Here is a 14,900-nt window from a genome sequence, read left to right on the forward strand (position 1 = left end):
CCCGGGCCACCACGCCCTAGCTCACGCGGATCCTGATCGAGTGCAGGGCGTCGACTTTAGCCGTGTAGCCCGGCGGGACCAGCACGGTGCTCTCGTCGCTCTCCACCACCGCCGGCCCCTCGATTACGGCGCCGGGCTTGAGGCCCTCCCTCGGGTAGACTCCCGCCCTGACCCAGCCCTCGCCGTCGAAGTAGACCTCCCTCCAGCCCCGCGGCTGGGGCTTGTGTTCCACCTCCTCGCCCCTCGGCAGCCGCGGCTTGGCCACGAGCCCGATGGCCTCGAGCCTCGCCGTCACGACCTCGACCTCCTCTCCAGGCATGCTGTAGCCGTAGCGTGCCTCGTGGAGCTTGTGGAAGTCCTCCACGGCCTCCCTCAGGCTGCCCCTGTAGGGGACCTCCAGCTCGTAGGCCTGGCCCCAGTACCTCATGCCGAGCATTCTAGCGAGCCTGATGTCCTCGCCGGCCACCCCCTCCGACTTGAGGGTCTCGACAGCCCTCTCCTCGAGGCGCCTGAACTTCTCCTCCACCACCCCGTCGGCTAGTCGGCTAGCCTTCTCCACAATGCTAGCGTAGTAGTCGTGGCGGTAGTCGGCGAGTAGGAGGCCTAGGGCCGAGAAGACCCCCGGGAGCGGGGGCACGACCACCTCCCTCACGCCGAGCTCCCTTGCGAGGTCGACGGCGTGGAGGGGGCCTGCTCCCCCGAAGGCGAAGAGGGAGAACTCGCGGGGGTCGTGGCCCCTCTCAACGCTCACGAGGCGCAGGGCCCTGGCCATGACCGCGTTCGCTATCCTCACAACGCCCGCCGCGGCTTCCACCGGGTCCATGCCCAGCTCGTCCCCCAGCCTCTTGAGGGCCTCGCGGGCGAGGTCCTCCCTGAGGACTACGGCCCCGCCAGCCAGGCTCCTGGGGAGCCTGCCGAGGACCAGGTTCGCATCCGTGACCGTGGGCCTGCTGCCGCCCCTCCCGTAGCAGGCCGGCCCGGGGTCTGCCCCGGCGCTCACCGGGCCGACCCTCAGGGCCCCGCCCTCGTCGACCCACGCTATCGTGCCTCCCCCGGCGCTGACCTCCGCGAGGTCTATGTGGGGGAACCTCACCGGGTACCCGGAGCCTCTGAGCGTCCTGCCCATGTGGACCCTGCCGCCGACCTCGTACTCCGAGACCACAAGGGGCTCCCCGTTGACCACCGCGGACGCTTTAGCAGTGGTTCCACCCATGTCGAAGCCTAGAGCCTTACCCACGCCCATGAGCCTCGACATGTAGGCCACGGCGACGGCGCCAGCCGCCGGACCGCTCTCTATGAACGCTGCGGGCTTCTCCACCGCGGCCTCAACGCTCGCCACGCCGCCGTTGCTGCGCATCACCAGCAACTCGCCGGTGTAGCCCCTCGCCCTAAGCTCAGCCTTGAGCCTGGAGAGGTACCTGGAGAGCACGGGCTTGAGCAGCGCGTTAACTAGAGTGGTGCTCGTCCTCTCATACTCCCCAGGCTGCGGGTCCACCTCGTGGCTAGCCACAACTATGGCTCCGGGGCACTCCCGCGCAACCACCTCCTTGACCCTGGCCTCGTGGGCGGGGTTCCTGTAGCTGTGGAGGAGGGAGACAACGAAGACCTCCACCTCGCCGCAGTGCTCCCGGGCGACGCGGGCGACCTCCCCCTCGTCGATGGGCTCCAGCTCCTCCCCCCTCGGGCCTATCCTCCCCTTGATCCCCACCCTCCTCGACCGGGGCACAAGGGGCCTGGGCCTCTCGAAGAAGAGGTTGTAGAGCTCGGGCCTGTTCTGCCTCCCAATCTCCACGACGTCCCGGAACCCCTCGTTGGTTATGAGCAAGGCCCTCGGAGGCTCGAGACCCTCCTGGCCCAGGAGCATGTTGGTGCCGAGCGTTGTGGCGTGGACGATGACCTCTATGGAGTCATAGCCCGCCCCTACCCCGTCCACCGCCGCGAGGAACCCCCGCCAGGGCTCCCTGGGGGTACTCAGGGTCTTCAGGTGCAGGAGCCTCCCACTCTCCTCGTCGAAGGCGACGAGGTCGGTAAACGTCCCGCCAACGTCAACCCCCACCCTGAGCCTCGCCAAGCCCCAACACCGCCGCGAGGCCCTTACGCCCCCGAGCCCTGGGCGAGCCGTTATCCGCCAAAAGAGGACCTGCCCCCGCGCCCCGCTCGCCTGGGCCGCGCCTAAAACGGTGGGTCGGCGCTGCAGCCAAAGTCGTGGCTGGAGGGATCCCGAGGGCGCAGCCTTTACGGGCTAGGAAGCCGGGCGGGAGCCCGTTGCCCCAGAGGCTTCCTAGGAGGTGTAGCCTAGCCTGTGCATGAGCTCTGCTATGAGGATCCCGGCCCCCGCCGCTCCGCGGATGGTGTTGTGGCCCGTCACCACGAACTTCACTCCGCGCGTGACCGGGTCGAGCTTCACCCTACCCACTGTGACCGACATGCCGTTGCCGGAGTTCCTGTCGAGCCTGGGCTGTGGCCTGTCTTCCTCCCTTCTCACTATGACGGGCTTCCCCGGCGCGCTCGGGAGGCCTAGGCCTCTAATCTTGTTGCCCCTGAACTCCTCGAGCACCCTGGCGACCTCCTCCTCGCTGCCCGGCTGCTCCTCGAGCTCAGCGAACACCGCCTCCGTGTGGCCGTCGAGCACTGGGACCCTCGTGGTTATAGCCGTGACCTCGAACGCTGCGGGCTCCACCCTCCCGTCCCTCAGCGTGCCGAGTATCTTCCTTGGCTCCCTGGCGAGCTTCTCCTCCTCGCCGGCTATGTGGGGGATCAGGTTGTCTATGATCAAGGGGGCGGGGACGCCCCTGAGGCCCGCCCCGGTGACGGCCTGCATAGTCGCTACTATCACGCGCTTCACCCGGTACTCGTCGTGGAGAGGCTTCAGCGCCAGCGTCAGGATGGCTGTGCTGCAGTTCGGCACCTTCACAATCCACCCCCTCCAGCCCCGGGCGGCCTGGGCCTCGACGAGGCTGGCGTGGTCCGCGTTGACCTCGGGGTTGAGGAGGGGCACGTCGCCCTCCATCCTCATGGGGCTAGCGTTCGAGACCACCCTCACCCCCAGCCTGGCTAGCTCGGCCTCCACCTCCCCGGCGACGCTGGAGGGGAGGGCCGAGAAGACTAGGTCGAAACCCTCCCTGGCGACCTCCTCGGGGCGGAGGGGCTTGAGCCTCTCGCCCCAAACGTAGTCCTCAGGCTCCTCGTCCACCACCCACTCCACGGCCTCACCGTACCTGGCTCCAGCCCTCTGAGGCGAGGCGTAGAGGCCCTCCAGGTCGAACCAGGGGTGCCTGGAGAGCCTGGCCACGAAGCGCTGCCCCACCAGCCCGGTGGCCCCGAGCACTGCGACCCTGAGCCTGTCAGCCACCCCGCCCCACCCCCTCTTCGGCCACGAGCCTGTGGAGCGCCCTCAAGGCGCGAGTCTCCACCCCGGGGTCCACGGTGAACGATAGCGACGCCCTCGAGGGGGGAGATGAAACGGTTAACGGCTCCACCCCCGCCTCCGCCAGGGCCTCCGCCGCCCTCGCGAGGATCCCGGGGCTCGCCACCCTCGACCCCACCAGTGAGACTATGGACGCCTTCGGGAGCCTCCTGCTCGCCACGAGCTTCGGCCTGGGCGGCTCCACGAACGGGGCCTGCTCCACCCTCGTCCAGGAGTCCCAGGAGCCTATCCTGACCTCGACGGGCCTCACCCTGAGAAGGGGCTCGAAGGTGCGGGGGTGCATCCTCTTCGCCCCCCACCTAGCCGCCTCCACCGCTTCAATGTAGCCCATGGCCTCCACCCTCCTTGTCCCGGGCACGACTTCGGGGACCCCCGTGCGGATCCCGTCAACGTCAGTGACTAGGTGCGCTGTCTTCGCTGTGGAGAGGGCCGCCAGGGCGACGGCGGTGTAGTCCGAGCCCCCGCGCCCGAGGACCCCGGGGGCCCCCTCGACTTCGGCGGCGAACCCCTCAACGACCAGGGTGACCCGGCTGCTGTCGGCGAGCTTCAGCGCCGACGCCCAGGCCTCCCTCGTGGCCTCGTAGTCTATCCTAGCCGAGAGCGGGTCGCCCACCGCCTTGACCACGAGGCGGGCCGGGACCCCTAGGGCCCTGACGCCGGCCGCCTCCAGTGCGTGCACCATGATAACCCTGCTCGCCGCCTCCCCCAGGCCGAGGATCCTGCCAGCCGCCCTGGCGTTGGCCCTCCTCGCACCCAGCGCTTCAAGGGGCCTCAGCGCCTCGGCTACAAGCCTCGCCAGCGCGGGGCCGCCCAGCTCCCTGGCTATGGAGTCGTACCTCTCCACAACCTCCCTGGCGGCTTCGCGCGAGCCCTCGACCGCCTTCACGAGGAGGTCCGTGACCCCCTTGGCCGCGGAGACGACTACCGCGACCCTGGCGCCGGCCTCTACGTAGCGCCTCCTAACCTCCTCCGCGGCCCTAGCGTAGTCCCCCGGGCCCCTAAGCACTGAGCCGCCGATCTTTACCAGGGCGTCCAGGGTCACGGCACCCACCCCCTCACGGCCTCGATTATGTCGGCTAGGAGGGCGTGGGCCGTTGCGTCAACCCCGCCGCCCCGCCCTGCGAGCTTAACCACGTTGAAGCCGACGTCTATGGTGACTGCGTTCTCGGTCCCCCGGGCCTGGGCTAGGAAGCTGCCCTGCTCCACCTCGACCGGGGCGACCTCGGCGGCCCCGCCCGGAGTGAACCTGGCGACGTACTTCACCACCCTCCCCCTCCTCATGGCTGAGACTACGTCGCCCAGGGAGACGTTGAGGGGCCTCCTGCGGACGTCGCCCAGCGTTAGCTTGTAGCCGAGCGTGTTCGCCACTATCACCAGCTTAGCCGCGGCGTCCCAGCCCTCCAAGTCGAGGCTGGGGTCGGGCTCGGCGACTCCCACTGCCTTGGCTTCCTCGAGCGCCTCCTCCAGCGGGACCAGCTTCTCCTGCATCACAGTGAGGACGTAGTTGGTGGTCGCGTTCAGGATCCCCTCGAAGGAGCGGAGCTCGCACCCCCTAAGCCCCCTGAGGAGGCTGACCAGGGGAGTCCCAGCCATGACGGTGGCGCTGTAGCCCAGGTACAAGCCGCGGGACGCAGCCTCGGAGACTATGTCCCAGAAGCGGAGCGCTAGCGGGGCCTTGTTGGCTGTCACGAAGCTCGCCCCGCTCCTCAACGCCTTGAAGGCGTGGCTCAGCCCCGGCTCCCCCGTCTCGTAGTCTGAGGGGGTCACCTCGACGTGGATGGTTGGAGCGGTCTCATCGTAGACCTCGTCGACGCCGGCGCCCGGCCTGCCGCAGGGGCCGCTGGAGACCTGGCTCCTCGGAGTCTCCGCGAGCTTGAGGAGCTCGTAGCCGGTGAAGCCGCGGGGGCAGATGGCTGCCCCGCGAGAATCGGCGACTGCAACCACCTTGACTCCAAGCCTATCCATCTCGTCAGACTTGAGGGCAAGGAGCCTGGCGAGCTCCCTGCCCGCACCCCCAAATCCTATAATCGCCAGCCTAGCCCCGCCCCTCCCAGGCTCGGGCGGGGCGCGTGGGCCGCCTCCTACTATCGCGTTTGGCGCATCAGCATCACCCGCCCAAATCGCCACACGCCATAACCCGCTCGGGAGGGTTTAATTAGGCTTTCCCCGCGTCAAGGGCTCGGATTACAGGTATTAAGTAAGGAGGGTGCAGCGGCCCCGTAGGCTAGTCCCACTATCCACACACGGGTTCCGCTGGTTTCAACCGCCCACTGCCCCCCGCTGAACCCACTCCTAAAGGGGGTAATACCCCGTTACTCCCTCCGTGGCGGCAAGCCTTGATGCAGGTAGCTAGAGCGCGGGTGGCTAGGCTCTCCAGGGCCCTGAGGAGGCTTATGGGGCGGGCCGCCGAGGTGAAGGAGACCGCTCGGGCTAAGCGGTACGATGTCGTCGCAAGGCACGCGAGCCTCGTGGAGGAGGAGCTGAAGATACTCTCCCGGCTGGCGGGGATCCTCTCCGAGGAGGAGCTGGAGGAGAAGCTCTACCTGCTCTCAATGGAGGTTGAGTGGCTCTCCACTGCAACGTAAGACGCTAAGCCCCCCTGCCTGCAATCCGCCTACCCTACCCATCACCACCGTTTTGGTTCGACTCTGGCAGGCATCGCCTCCCACGAGCCGGCCCGCAGCCACGCCGGCGCTTAAGCCGTGGAGCCTGCAAGCCTTACCATTACCGGCACGCCTAGCCGGCTGCCTCGAGCTACTCTACACCCTCAGGGATCCCTCCACGCCTGCTGAGCCGCGCCGGCTACCCCTGGCAGCCAAGGCTGTGGGGGTGACGGTTCAAGCACGCCCCTCCGGGTTACCCAGTGCTACACTGAACCCGTGAGGGTATGCCACGCAAAACAGGGCTGGACGCCCGTAGGGTGCCGAGTGGTGCGGCCGCCGGGATTTGAACCCGGGATCGCCGGCTTGGAAGGCCGGCGTCCTAGTCCAGGCTAGACGACGGCCGCTCCAGCCCCCACGGGCCGACTCGCCTTGCGGGTCCAGTAATTATGTGGAAGGGGCCTGGAGCACCCTTTAAATGCCTCATGCACGGATTAAAAGTGTGTGCCGCATTGGCTGGTGGGTGACTCGTGGAGAAGGGTTCCATGATGCTCCTGGGGGCTGGAGACGTCGAGAGGCTTATGGATGCGAGGGGGCTGGTCGAGGCTGTCAGGGAGGTCCTAGTCTCCGACGCCGTGGCGCCCCCCAGGGTCTCCCTGGAGCACGGTGGGGCTTGGCTCGCCGCGATGCCAGCCGCCGGGCTGAGGTTGCACGTGGTTAAGGCTGTAGGTATCTACCCGGGCAACGTTGCGCTGGGGCTGCCGCTAATCCGCGGGGTGCTCGTGGCCCTCGACGAGGGGACGGGTGAAGCCCTGCTGGCCGCGGACGCCGGTGCCGTCACCGCCTGGAGGACCCCGGCGGCCTCGGCGCTCGCCCTCGAGGTCCTGGGCTACAGGGGAGGCGGCGTCCTCGGGGTCGTGGGGGCCGGCGTCCAGGGGAGGATGCACGCCAGGATCCTCTCCAGCCTCTACCGCCCCGAGAGGATCCTGGTCTACAGCATTACGGGGAGGAGGGCCGAGAAGCTCGCCTCCGAGGTCGGGGGCGAGGTGGCCCCCCTCGAGAGGCTCCTCAAGGAGTCCGACGTCGTCGTGGCGGCGACGCTCTCAAGGGAGCCGGTGGTGAGGGGGAGGCTCCTCAAGAGTGGAGCCTACGTGGTCAGCGTCGGCGCCCCCAAGCCGGTGCACGAGGTAGACCGGGACGCCCTGGCGAGGGCTGGCTGCCTCCTCGTCGACACGCTCGACGGCTACAGGAGGGAGGCGGGGGAGGCCGAGGACGAGCCAGAGGGCTTGGAGGTCGTCGAGCTGAGAGACGTGGTGCGCGGCGTCGCGGAGTGCCGCCCACGCGAGGTCGCAGTCTACAAGAGCGTCGGCACCGGCCTCTTCGACCTCGCCGCCGCCGTTTACCTGGCCAGGAGGCTCGGCCTCAAGGCTTGAGCCGTCACTCCGGGTAGAATGCCTTTAAGCGAAGCCGCCGAGCCCACGACGGTGGCCCGGGTGCTCCCGCGTGGGTAGCGGCTGCCTTGGCCTCGAGGGGTCAAGGGTCCTCGTGACCTCTAGCACGAGGGGGATAGGCTTCGGAGTCGCTAGCGTGCTTGCAGGCCTCGGCGCCAGGGTTGTGGTCAACGGCAGGAGCAGGGAGAGGGTGGAGGAGGCCGCGGCCAAGCTGAGGGCGAGGGGGTGGGCCGCAGGAGTCGCCGCCGACCTCTCGAGGCCCGGGGAGGCGGGGAGGCTTGTGAGGGAGGCCGCCCGCCTCCTCGGCGGCCTGGACGGCCTCGTCTACGTGCCCCCTCCACCCCCCGCCGGATCCTTCGCCAAGCTCACCCGCGGAGACTGGGAGCTAACCGCCCAGCTCCTGGTGCACTCCGCGGTCGAGGCGGTGGGGGAGGCCCTGCCCTACCTGGAGAAGTCCCGGGGCTCCATAGTCTTCGTGACAAGCATAGTGGCCTGGGAGGCGGACCCGGCGATAGCGTCGAGCAGCGTGCTCAGGCCCGCCCTCCACGGGCTCACACAGACGCTGGCCAGGGAGCTGGCGCCTAGGGGGGTGAGGGTCAACGCGGTCGTGCCCGGGTACATTCTAACCGAGAGGGTGAGGCAGGTCGCCGAGGAGAGGGCCAGGAGGGCAGGCGTCACGGTGGAGGAGGCGGTGAAGGGCATGGCCTCAGCGGTGCCCATGGGCCGCCTCGGCGACCCCGAGGAGGTGGGCTGGGCGGTGGCCTTCCTCCTGAGCCCGAGGGCCTCCTACGTCACCGGCGCCGCCATCCCGGTGGACGGGGGGCTGCACAGGAGGACTCCGTGAACCACGCGCCACGGCAGCGATCGCGGCCGCAATATACTCTAAAAAACAAAACTAGGCTTAACTAGGCTTCCGGGCAGCCCGCCGGCTGGGGGCCCGGGGCGAGCGTCGTGGGTGCGCCTAAGGCCAGGGTTCTCGCCGCCCTCCTGCTTCTAGCCGCAGCGGTGGCCGGCGGCTACGCCCTACTATCCACAAGGGGCGGTGGCGGTGGCCCGGCTACTGCTCCCCCTAGCGATGGGGTGCCTGCACGACTAGAAGTCGACGACGGCCTGCTGGGCGGCGCGAGCGTCGTGGCTCTCGGCCCCGGGGACTCCTCGATCCGGGTCTACCTGTTCTACGACATGTACTGCCCCTATTGCGCCCTAGAGATCACGGAGTCCTACAGGTACCTCGAGTCCCTGGCCGGCAAGTACACCGTTATCCTGGCAGGCCTCCCCGTCCACAGGGAGTCCATTGAGCCGCAAGCCGTGGTCAGGTGCGCCGCCGGCAAGGGGGCCCCGGTGCTGGAGGTCCTCAACTGGTGGTACTCCAGCCTGCTCAACGGCACCGACCCTGGGGCCGAGGGTCTGGCTAGGATGCTCTCCGAGAAGTGGGGGGTCGATGTGGGCGGGTCATGCGTCTCAGCGGAGGAGGACAACGTGCTCAAGGTGGCCAGGGCTGCTCTCAGCGCGGGCGTGGAGGCGACGCCCACGGTAGTAGTCTACGACGCTGCCGGGGGCAGAGTGCTGGGCAAGCTAGTAGGCTACCACGGCCTCGACGAGCTTGAATCCTTCATAGAAGGCGCGATTGCATCGACGGGAAGCGGCTGAAGCGCCCGGGGGGTGGGGGCGGTTACTCCTCCTCCACCTTCCTGACCTCGTCCAGGGATACGGTTGCGAACATCCCGAACTCGGCGTCGAGTATCAGTATCTTCGCCTCGCCCCTGGAGGGTGATACCTCGACCACTTTGCCCCTCCTCCCCTTGAAGGCGCCCGCCACGACTTCGACTATGTCGCCCTCCTTCAGCTCCGGCACCTCGACCACTGGCTTCACTATCTTCTCGACCTCCTCTGGCTTGATTGGGAGCGGCCTCCTCCTCTTGATGTTCCTCACGTTGCTGACGGCCTCGTAGAGGTCTACGAGGTCGCCCACCTCAACTATTATGAGGCCCTTGGTGTCAGCCGGGATCACTATGCTCCTCACGTCCAGGTTCTTGGCCTGGGCCCTCTGGGCTATGACGAGGGCCACCTTCTCCTCGGTGCCGCCGATCACTTCGAACGCGTAGAACTTGCTCGGCTTCCCCGCTGCCTCTCTCCTCTCGCCCTTCGCCTCCGAGGAGCCTGGCACCCTCCGCACCCCGAGTCTACGAGGTTAGCAGGACGTAGATTAAGTGGATAATGTACCCTATCCCGCCGACGAGGGTGAAGCCGAGCAGGTTGAGCTTGAAGAGCAGGTTGAACTCGGACTCGTCGGGCCTCCTAGCCAGTATCAGTATGCTCCTCCACGTGTCAATGTATGATTTCGCCTTCCTCGCAAGCGACGCCACAGGCCCCTGCCCCGCAGGCCTCGCCGTGACCCCCCTAGCCCTGGCCATGACTCCTCCCAGCTCTCCTCGAAGCCCTGAGCCTCGCGGGGTTTTTATTTGGCGGTCAGCCGGAGCCTCCGATGAGCGCCTCGAGCTCCCTCCGGAGGTCCCTCCTCTCGACCCGGCCGCGGGGCTCCGCCTCCCTCCAGGAGGCCGCCCTGAAGCGGTAGACCCTAGTCTCGGGGTCGAGCCAGCAGTCGGGCCAGAGGCCGGCCTTGATGCAGGTCTCGGATAGGAACGTCTCCTCGTCCCACCCGTACTCGACGGGGACCTGGGGGAGGAGGAGGCCTTTGTAGACCCCCCTCTCCACGACCAGGCCGTCCCTGCCGACGAGGGTGAATGAGAGCCTGCCCTCGGGGCTCCTGGGGGCCTCCTCGAGCCTCGAGAGCACTGTGACCTCGAACGTGACGGTGTCCAGCTCCGAGGGGGAGAGCGGGGGGAACCTGGGGTCCTCGAACGCGGCCGCCAGCGCGGCGTCAATAACCGTGTCAACGAGGGGCTTCACGGGCTCTGTGTAGCCTATGCAGCCCCTCAGCTCCCTCTCGTCGGGGCCATGGTAGGCCTCGATCGTGACGAAAGCGGCGCCCGGCCGCCTGGCGAGCTCGGGGACGTCGCCCGGCGCCTCGAGCCTGCGCCCGGTCTTTAGGTAGTGCTCCACGCTCCTCCTTGCCAGCCTGACGAGGTACTCGCCGACCTCATCCGTCACCTCGTCGGGGTCCACGGGCCTACCGCTCGGCGCCCCGGCGGGCAACGCTGCCACCCCTAGCTTCCCTAATGCGCTCCGCCAAGGCTTTAGCCTCGTCGGCGACCCGCCTGATGTTCCTCCAGTGGCTCCCCTCCCAGTAGACTCGGCCGCACCTCGTGCACACGTAGAAGACGTCGTAGGCCTCCAGCGCCCCCGGGGGGACTCGGCCCCTGAGCTTCTCCTTGTCCCTCACCGGCTTGAGGACCCCGTTGCACTCGGGGCACCTGCTCCTCGAGGGGTCAGGGTCCAGCCTGACGCCGGCCCTCGCGGCGAGCTCGGCCAGCCTCTCCGCGGTGGAGTCGCCCTCAACGTAGACAGCCCTGAGCCCCCTCTTCCTCGCCCTCCAGTAGAGGCCCCTATCCCTCGTGACGAGGATCCTCCCAGTCTCCTCCGCGGTGGAGACAAGCTTCCAGTCCTTCATCGCCCTGGAGTAGAGGGTGTCGTAGCCGAGCAGCCTGAGCCACCTGGCCACGTCGCCGAGCATGGCGTCTACCACGAACCTCGCCGGCTCCCTGCCTGGCATTGCTGCCACTACTCCCCAGGACTGCGGCGGTGGAAACAATTAGAGGGCGAGGGGCCTTTAGTCTTAGGCCTGGCTTGCTATGGCCTTAGCCAGCTCGAGCCCCGTGACTATCCCCACAACTCTCTCCTTGTCCAGGACCACCGCCGCCCTGTAGCCTGACTCTAGAATCCTGTAGGCGGCCTCCGCCATGCGGGACTCGGGCGTCAGCCTGGGGGGCCTCAGCTTCACTGCGTCGGCGACCACCGCGCGCTCCAGCGGCAGCCGTGTCTTGGTTTCGATCTCGTAGTACTCAAGGATCATCCTCGTAACCTCGTCCACGCCTATAACTCCTACGAACCTGCCCTCCTCGATGACCGGCACCACGCTCAGGTCGTACTCTAGGAGGAGCTGTCTCACGTGCAGTATCCTCGTCTGGAGGTTCACGGAGACGGGCGGGGTGCGCATGTAGTCCCTAACACTGACGTCGCTCAGGGCGGGCGACTCCGAGGCCACCTTAGCCAGCTGCTTCCGGGCGATGACGCCGAGGAGCTTCCCGTCACCGCTGACTACCGGGACGCTGGTGAAGCCCCCCTCAACCATCAACCCAGCCACGCGGGCCAGGGTATCCTCGGGGCCAACCGTCACGGCGGGCTCGCTGGCGAAGCTCGAGGCGTGGAGGGCCGACGGCACACTGGTCCTCGTCCTCTCCAGCGCCAGCTTAGACATCACGTCCCTAAGCGTCAGGATCCCGCGAACCACGCCGTTATTCACCAAGACGGCCCTGTCAACCTTAGCCTTATCCATCAACCGGAGCACGTGGCCGAGGCTCACGCCCTTATCCACAGCCGGGACGTCCGAGCCCATAACGCTGGAAGCCTTCAAACACGAAATCCCGCAGCCAGCCACTCCACCATCACCCCCGAGACGCTCTAGACTTTGAGAGCCGAGGAGAGGCGGCCTAGGAGGTGGGGCGCCTCCCTAAGGATGTCCCTCTTAGACACGACCCCCACAACCTTAAAAGTTACATGGTCGAGCACCGGCAGGTGGCCGACGCCCGCCGAGCCCATTATCTCAACCGCCCTCTCAGCAGGCTCGTTGTCGAGGACGTAGTACGGGTTCTTACTCATAACATCCCCCACCTTGGTCTTCGCAGGGTCAAGACCCTCAGCCACGACCCTGAAGACGATATCGCTCACAGTGATTATGCCAACAAGGTTCCCCTGCCCGTCGAGCACTACGAGGCTCCCAACGTTCTTCTCCTTCATAAGCCTAGCCGCTTCGTAAACGGTCGCGTCAGGCGTAGTGCTGACAACGCCCGAAGACATGATATCGGCGACGACTAACTCCTGGGTGGACAACCATACTCCACCTCCACCGAGGCAGGCCCCGGGGAGGGGCTGAAGGAGCTGGGTCGAGATTAAAACTCGAAGAGCTGGAGCCAGGCGGCTCAGAAGCCTAGAAGGGAGCCACGAATCCTCCTCCAGCAGAGCGGGCGAGAGAACCCCCCGGGGAAGGGCCGGGGAGGCCGGGGACGTGGGAGAGCTGCGGCTAGGTGTTGGCGTGGTATAGCTCTATTCCTCCTCTTCCTCCCACTCCTCCTCTTCCTCCTCTAGCTCCTCCCACTCCTCCTCTTCTTCCCACTCTTCTTCCTCTTCCTCCTCCTCCCACTCTTCTAGCTCCTCGTCTTCTAGCTCCTCTTCCTCCTCCCACTCCTCCTCTTCCTCGGCTTTGATGTATGGCTGGAGCATCATTTTCCACCGCCCCTTTAGGTCTTCCTCTGGGCCTGTGTGATTACTTGACGGTTGGGGAATTTAAGGGTTTCCGGGATTCGCGGCTCGTAATACTATGGGTTCCCGGGCGTGGAGTGGATCGAGGCTAGGAGTCGGGCGCTGGAGAGGCTGGAGGAGCACTCCGCAGCCGGGCTGGTTGACGGTGATATTGAGGAGCTGCTCTTCAGGGTGAACAGGGCGGGATCCCTCCTCTTCACGTCGAGCAGTTGCAGTGGCAGGGTTGCAGTGTTCATCGGGAGGGACCTCTTCGACAAGAGGGGGGCTGGGATGCTGTGGGTCACCCACGACCCCGCCGAGTGCCGCAGGGGCGTCTGCGGCGCCGCGGCTGAGGCAGAGGCGGCGGCGCTCCCCGGCGTGCTGGCGTGGGTTAGCCTGCAGCCGCCGATACTCCAGGTCCACGCGAGGAGCCTCGAGGTAGCGGGGAGGGTGCTGGAGTGCGCCTGGCGGAGCGGCTTCGCCAGGGCGGGCATGTGGTGGAGCCGCGGGGGGTGGCCGGTGGTCGAGGCGGCGGGGAGGGACAAGCTCCACGTCCTCCTCCCCGCCGAGTGCGGGGCCCTCCTGAGCCTGTGCGAGGCTCTCGCGAGGCTGAAGCCCCGTATCTACTCGCTCCTCGAGTGCCTCGAGGGCGTCAACGGGGGAGGAGGGTAACCCTTAAAACCGGCTGGACAGGGTGTCCAGCCAGCCGGGGTGTTCTTTGGGTTGGAGAGAGCGGCCGCCATCCTAGCTGCAGCCGCCGTGATCGCGCTCGTCGTAGCGGCTGCGGGCCTGGCCTACGCGGCGAGCCTCGCCGGCAGGCTCTCCAAGGTGGAGGAGGGGCAGTCGGCGCTGGAGAACACCACCACGGACGTTGTGAAGGCGCTCGGCGACGTGAGGGACGCGCTGAGGAGCCTGGGGAAGAGCTTGGAGAGCCTGGAGAGGGCTGTTGAGAGCCAGGGGGCCGCCTCGGAGAACCTCTCCGCGGCGCTCTCCCAGCTCGAGGGCAGGATCTCAAGCATCGAGGAGAGGCTATCCGAGCTGGAGGAGCAGCTCTACTACCCCGTAACCGTGACGGACGCCACCGGGGACCAGGTCACGCTCTACAGGAGGCCCGAGAGGATCGTGAGCCTGGCCCCCAGCGTCACCGAGATACTCTTCGCCGTCGGGGCCGGGGGGCAGGTGGTGGGGGTTGACGAGTACAGCAACTACCCGCCCGAGGTCTTGGAGGCGGTGGAGAACGGCTCCATAGCGGTCATCGGGGGCTTCTGGAACCCGAGCCTGGAGAGGATCCTGGCGCTCAACCCCGACCTCGTCATAGGTGTCGCGAGCGCGAAGCCGCACCTCCAAGTGAAGGAGGCACTCTCACGCTACGGGATCCCCGTCGTGCTGCTGCCAGATAAGAGCCTCGAGGACATCCTGGAGTCCATAGTCACGGTTGGAATACTCACGGGCCACAGGCTCGAGGCATCGCAGCTCGCGGCGCAGGTTGAGGACGGGATCCGCAGCGTCTACATGACTGTTGAGGAGTACAAGGCCAGGGAGGGGATTGAGGCGAGGAGCGTCGCCCTGATCAGCTGGATCAACCCCATATGGACCACCGGCTCCGGCACCTTCCAGAACGACTTGATAATGCTAGCCGGGGGCGTGAACCCGTTCAACGAGACCAGCGGCTGGATCACGGTGTCGCCGGAGGAGCTCCTAGCCGCGGACCCCGACGTCATCATAGCCACGGGTGGCCACGGCAGCTTCAACTACACCACGCTCATGGACTACCTTAAGAGCGTGCTCGGTGACGCTGTCTACAACATCACCGCCGTGAGGGAGGGCAGGGTCTACGTGGTCCACGGAAGCTACGAGGACGTCCTCAACAGGCCGGGCCCGAGGGTGGCCCTGGGCGTCCGCCTCATAGCCGTCCTAGCCTACCCCGAGGCCTTCGGGTTGAGCCCCGACGCAATCCCGCATGACGTGACGCCGGAGAGCTTCACCCCACCCTAGCCCCGCCGA

17 protein-coding genes and 1 tRNA gene are annotated in these 14,900 nt (G+C 67.1%); 6 read left to right on the forward strand and 12 right to left on the reverse strand.

Annotated features, from left to right (window positions below; genetic code table 11):
• Positions 1-16 precede the first annotated feature (16 nt).
• The 4 genes from ACYQ3J_RS03220 to ACYQ3J_RS03235 form a co-directional block, all read right to left on the reverse strand.
• The gene (locus ACYQ3J_RS03220; protein WP_460124410.1) at positions 17-2,071 is read right to left on the reverse strand and encodes a hydantoinase/oxoprolinase family protein; all 2,055 of its coding nucleotides are present in this window, start codon (positions 2,069-2,071) and stop codon (positions 17-19) included.
• Between the two features lie 210 nt (positions 2,072-2,281).
• Positions 2,282-3,352, reverse strand: coding sequence for an aspartate-semialdehyde dehydrogenase (asd, locus tag ACYQ3J_RS03225; protein WP_460124413.1), 1,071 nt, complete (start codon positions 3,350-3,352; stop codon positions 2,282-2,284).
• Positions 3,345-4,469, reverse strand: a complete 1,125-nt coding sequence (locus ACYQ3J_RS03230; protein WP_460124416.1) for an amino acid kinase family protein — start codon at positions 4,467-4,469, stop codon at positions 3,345-3,347. The genes asd and ACYQ3J_RS03230 overlap by 8 nt, the downstream gene beginning before the upstream one ends.
• Positions 4,466-5,554, reverse strand: coding sequence for a homoserine dehydrogenase (locus ACYQ3J_RS03235; RefSeq protein ID WP_460124419.1), 1,089 nt, complete (start codon positions 5,552-5,554; stop codon positions 4,466-4,468). The genes ACYQ3J_RS03230 and ACYQ3J_RS03235 overlap by 4 nt, the downstream gene beginning before the upstream one ends.
• Positions 5,555-5,763: 209 nt before the next feature.
• Between ACYQ3J_RS03235 and ACYQ3J_RS03240 the strand changes: the two genes are divergently transcribed.
• Positions 5,764-6,012 (forward strand): hypothetical protein, encoded by a 249-nt coding sequence (locus tag ACYQ3J_RS03240; RefSeq protein ID WP_460124422.1) that lies wholly within the window; start codon positions 5,764-5,766, stop codon positions 6,010-6,012.
• A 343-nt stretch (positions 6,013-6,355) separates the two neighbouring features.
• On the opposite strand, the gene ACYQ3J_RS03245 is transcribed toward ACYQ3J_RS03240, so the two are convergent.
• Positions 6,356-6,434 (reverse strand) — tRNA-Gly (locus ACYQ3J_RS03245).
• Positions 6,435-6,557: 123 nt separating this feature from the next.
• On the opposite strand from ACYQ3J_RS03245, the gene ACYQ3J_RS03250 reads away from it, so the two are divergent.
• The 3 genes from ACYQ3J_RS03250 (at position 6,558) to ACYQ3J_RS03260 (ending at position 9,128) form a co-directional block, all read left to right on the forward strand.
• Entirely contained in the window at positions 6,558-7,460 is a 903-nt protein-coding gene (locus tag ACYQ3J_RS03250) for an ornithine cyclodeaminase family protein (protein ID WP_460124425.1), read from the forward strand.
• A gap of 70 nt (positions 7,461-7,530) precedes the next feature.
• Entirely contained in the window at positions 7,531-8,322 is a 792-nt protein-coding gene (locus ACYQ3J_RS03255) for an SDR family oxidoreductase (protein ID WP_460124427.1), read from the forward strand.
• A gap of 107 nt (positions 8,323-8,429) precedes the next feature.
• Complete coding sequence (locus ACYQ3J_RS03260; protein WP_460124430.1) at positions 8,430-9,128, forward strand: DsbA family protein; 699 nt, start codon at positions 8,430-8,432, stop codon at positions 9,126-9,128.
• 22 nt (positions 9,129-9,150) lie between these two features.
• Here the strand turns inward: ACYQ3J_RS03260 and ACYQ3J_RS03265 are convergent, their stop codons facing one another.
• From ACYQ3J_RS03265 to ACYQ3J_RS03295, 7 genes are all read right to left on the reverse strand, one after another.
• Positions 9,151-9,645, reverse strand: coding sequence for a transcription elongation factor Spt5 (locus tag ACYQ3J_RS03265; protein WP_460124432.1), 495 nt, complete (start codon positions 9,643-9,645; stop codon positions 9,151-9,153).
• 16 nt (positions 9,646-9,661) lie between these two features.
• Entirely contained in the window at positions 9,662-9,892 is a 231-nt protein-coding gene (locus ACYQ3J_RS03270) for a protein translocase SEC61 complex subunit gamma (RefSeq protein ID WP_460124435.1), read from the reverse strand.
• Positions 9,893-9,947: 55 nt separating this feature from the next.
• Entirely contained in the window at positions 9,948-10,634 is a 687-nt protein-coding gene (locus tag ACYQ3J_RS03275; protein WP_460124438.1) for a TIGR00296 family protein, read from the reverse strand.
• Positions 10,609-11,151 carry a Mut7-C RNAse domain-containing protein gene (locus ACYQ3J_RS03280; RefSeq protein WP_460124441.1) on the reverse strand — a complete coding sequence of 181 codons (543 nt, stop codon included), beginning with the start codon at positions 11,149-11,151 and terminating at the stop codon, positions 10,609-10,611. Before ACYQ3J_RS03280 ends, ACYQ3J_RS03275 begins: the two co-directional genes overlap by 26 nt.
• 63 nt (positions 11,152-11,214) lie before the next feature.
• The gene (locus ACYQ3J_RS03285; protein ID WP_460124444.1) at positions 11,215-12,036 is read right to left on the reverse strand and encodes a CBS domain-containing protein; all 822 of its coding nucleotides are present in this window, start codon (positions 12,034-12,036) and stop codon (positions 11,215-11,217) included.
• A 23-nt stretch (positions 12,037-12,059) separates the two neighbouring features.
• Positions 12,060-12,488: a CBS domain-containing protein gene (locus ACYQ3J_RS03290; RefSeq protein WP_460124447.1), complete on the reverse strand. Its 429-nt coding sequence runs from the start codon at positions 12,486-12,488 to the stop codon at positions 12,060-12,062.
• Positions 12,489-12,701: 213 nt separating this feature from the next.
• Complete coding sequence (locus ACYQ3J_RS03295; RefSeq protein ID WP_460124450.1) at positions 12,702-12,878, reverse strand: hypothetical protein; 177 nt, start codon at positions 12,876-12,878, stop codon at positions 12,702-12,704.
• A gap of 111 nt (positions 12,879-12,989) precedes the next feature.
• On the opposite strand from ACYQ3J_RS03295, the gene ACYQ3J_RS03300 reads away from it, so the two are divergent.
• Positions 12,990-13,568 (forward strand): tRNA-wybutosine modification methyltransferase TYW3, encoded by a 579-nt coding sequence (locus ACYQ3J_RS03300; RefSeq protein WP_460124453.1) that lies wholly within the window; start codon positions 12,990-12,992, stop codon positions 13,566-13,568.
• A gap of 51 nt (positions 13,569-13,619) precedes the next feature.
• A complete protein-coding gene (locus ACYQ3J_RS03305) occupies positions 13,620-14,891 on the forward strand; it encodes an ABC transporter substrate-binding protein (protein ID WP_460124456.1) in 1,272 nt (423 codons plus the stop codon).
• Positions 14,892-14,900: the final 9 nt, after the last annotated feature.

This window comes from Stetteria hydrogenophila (assembly GCF_054657575.1).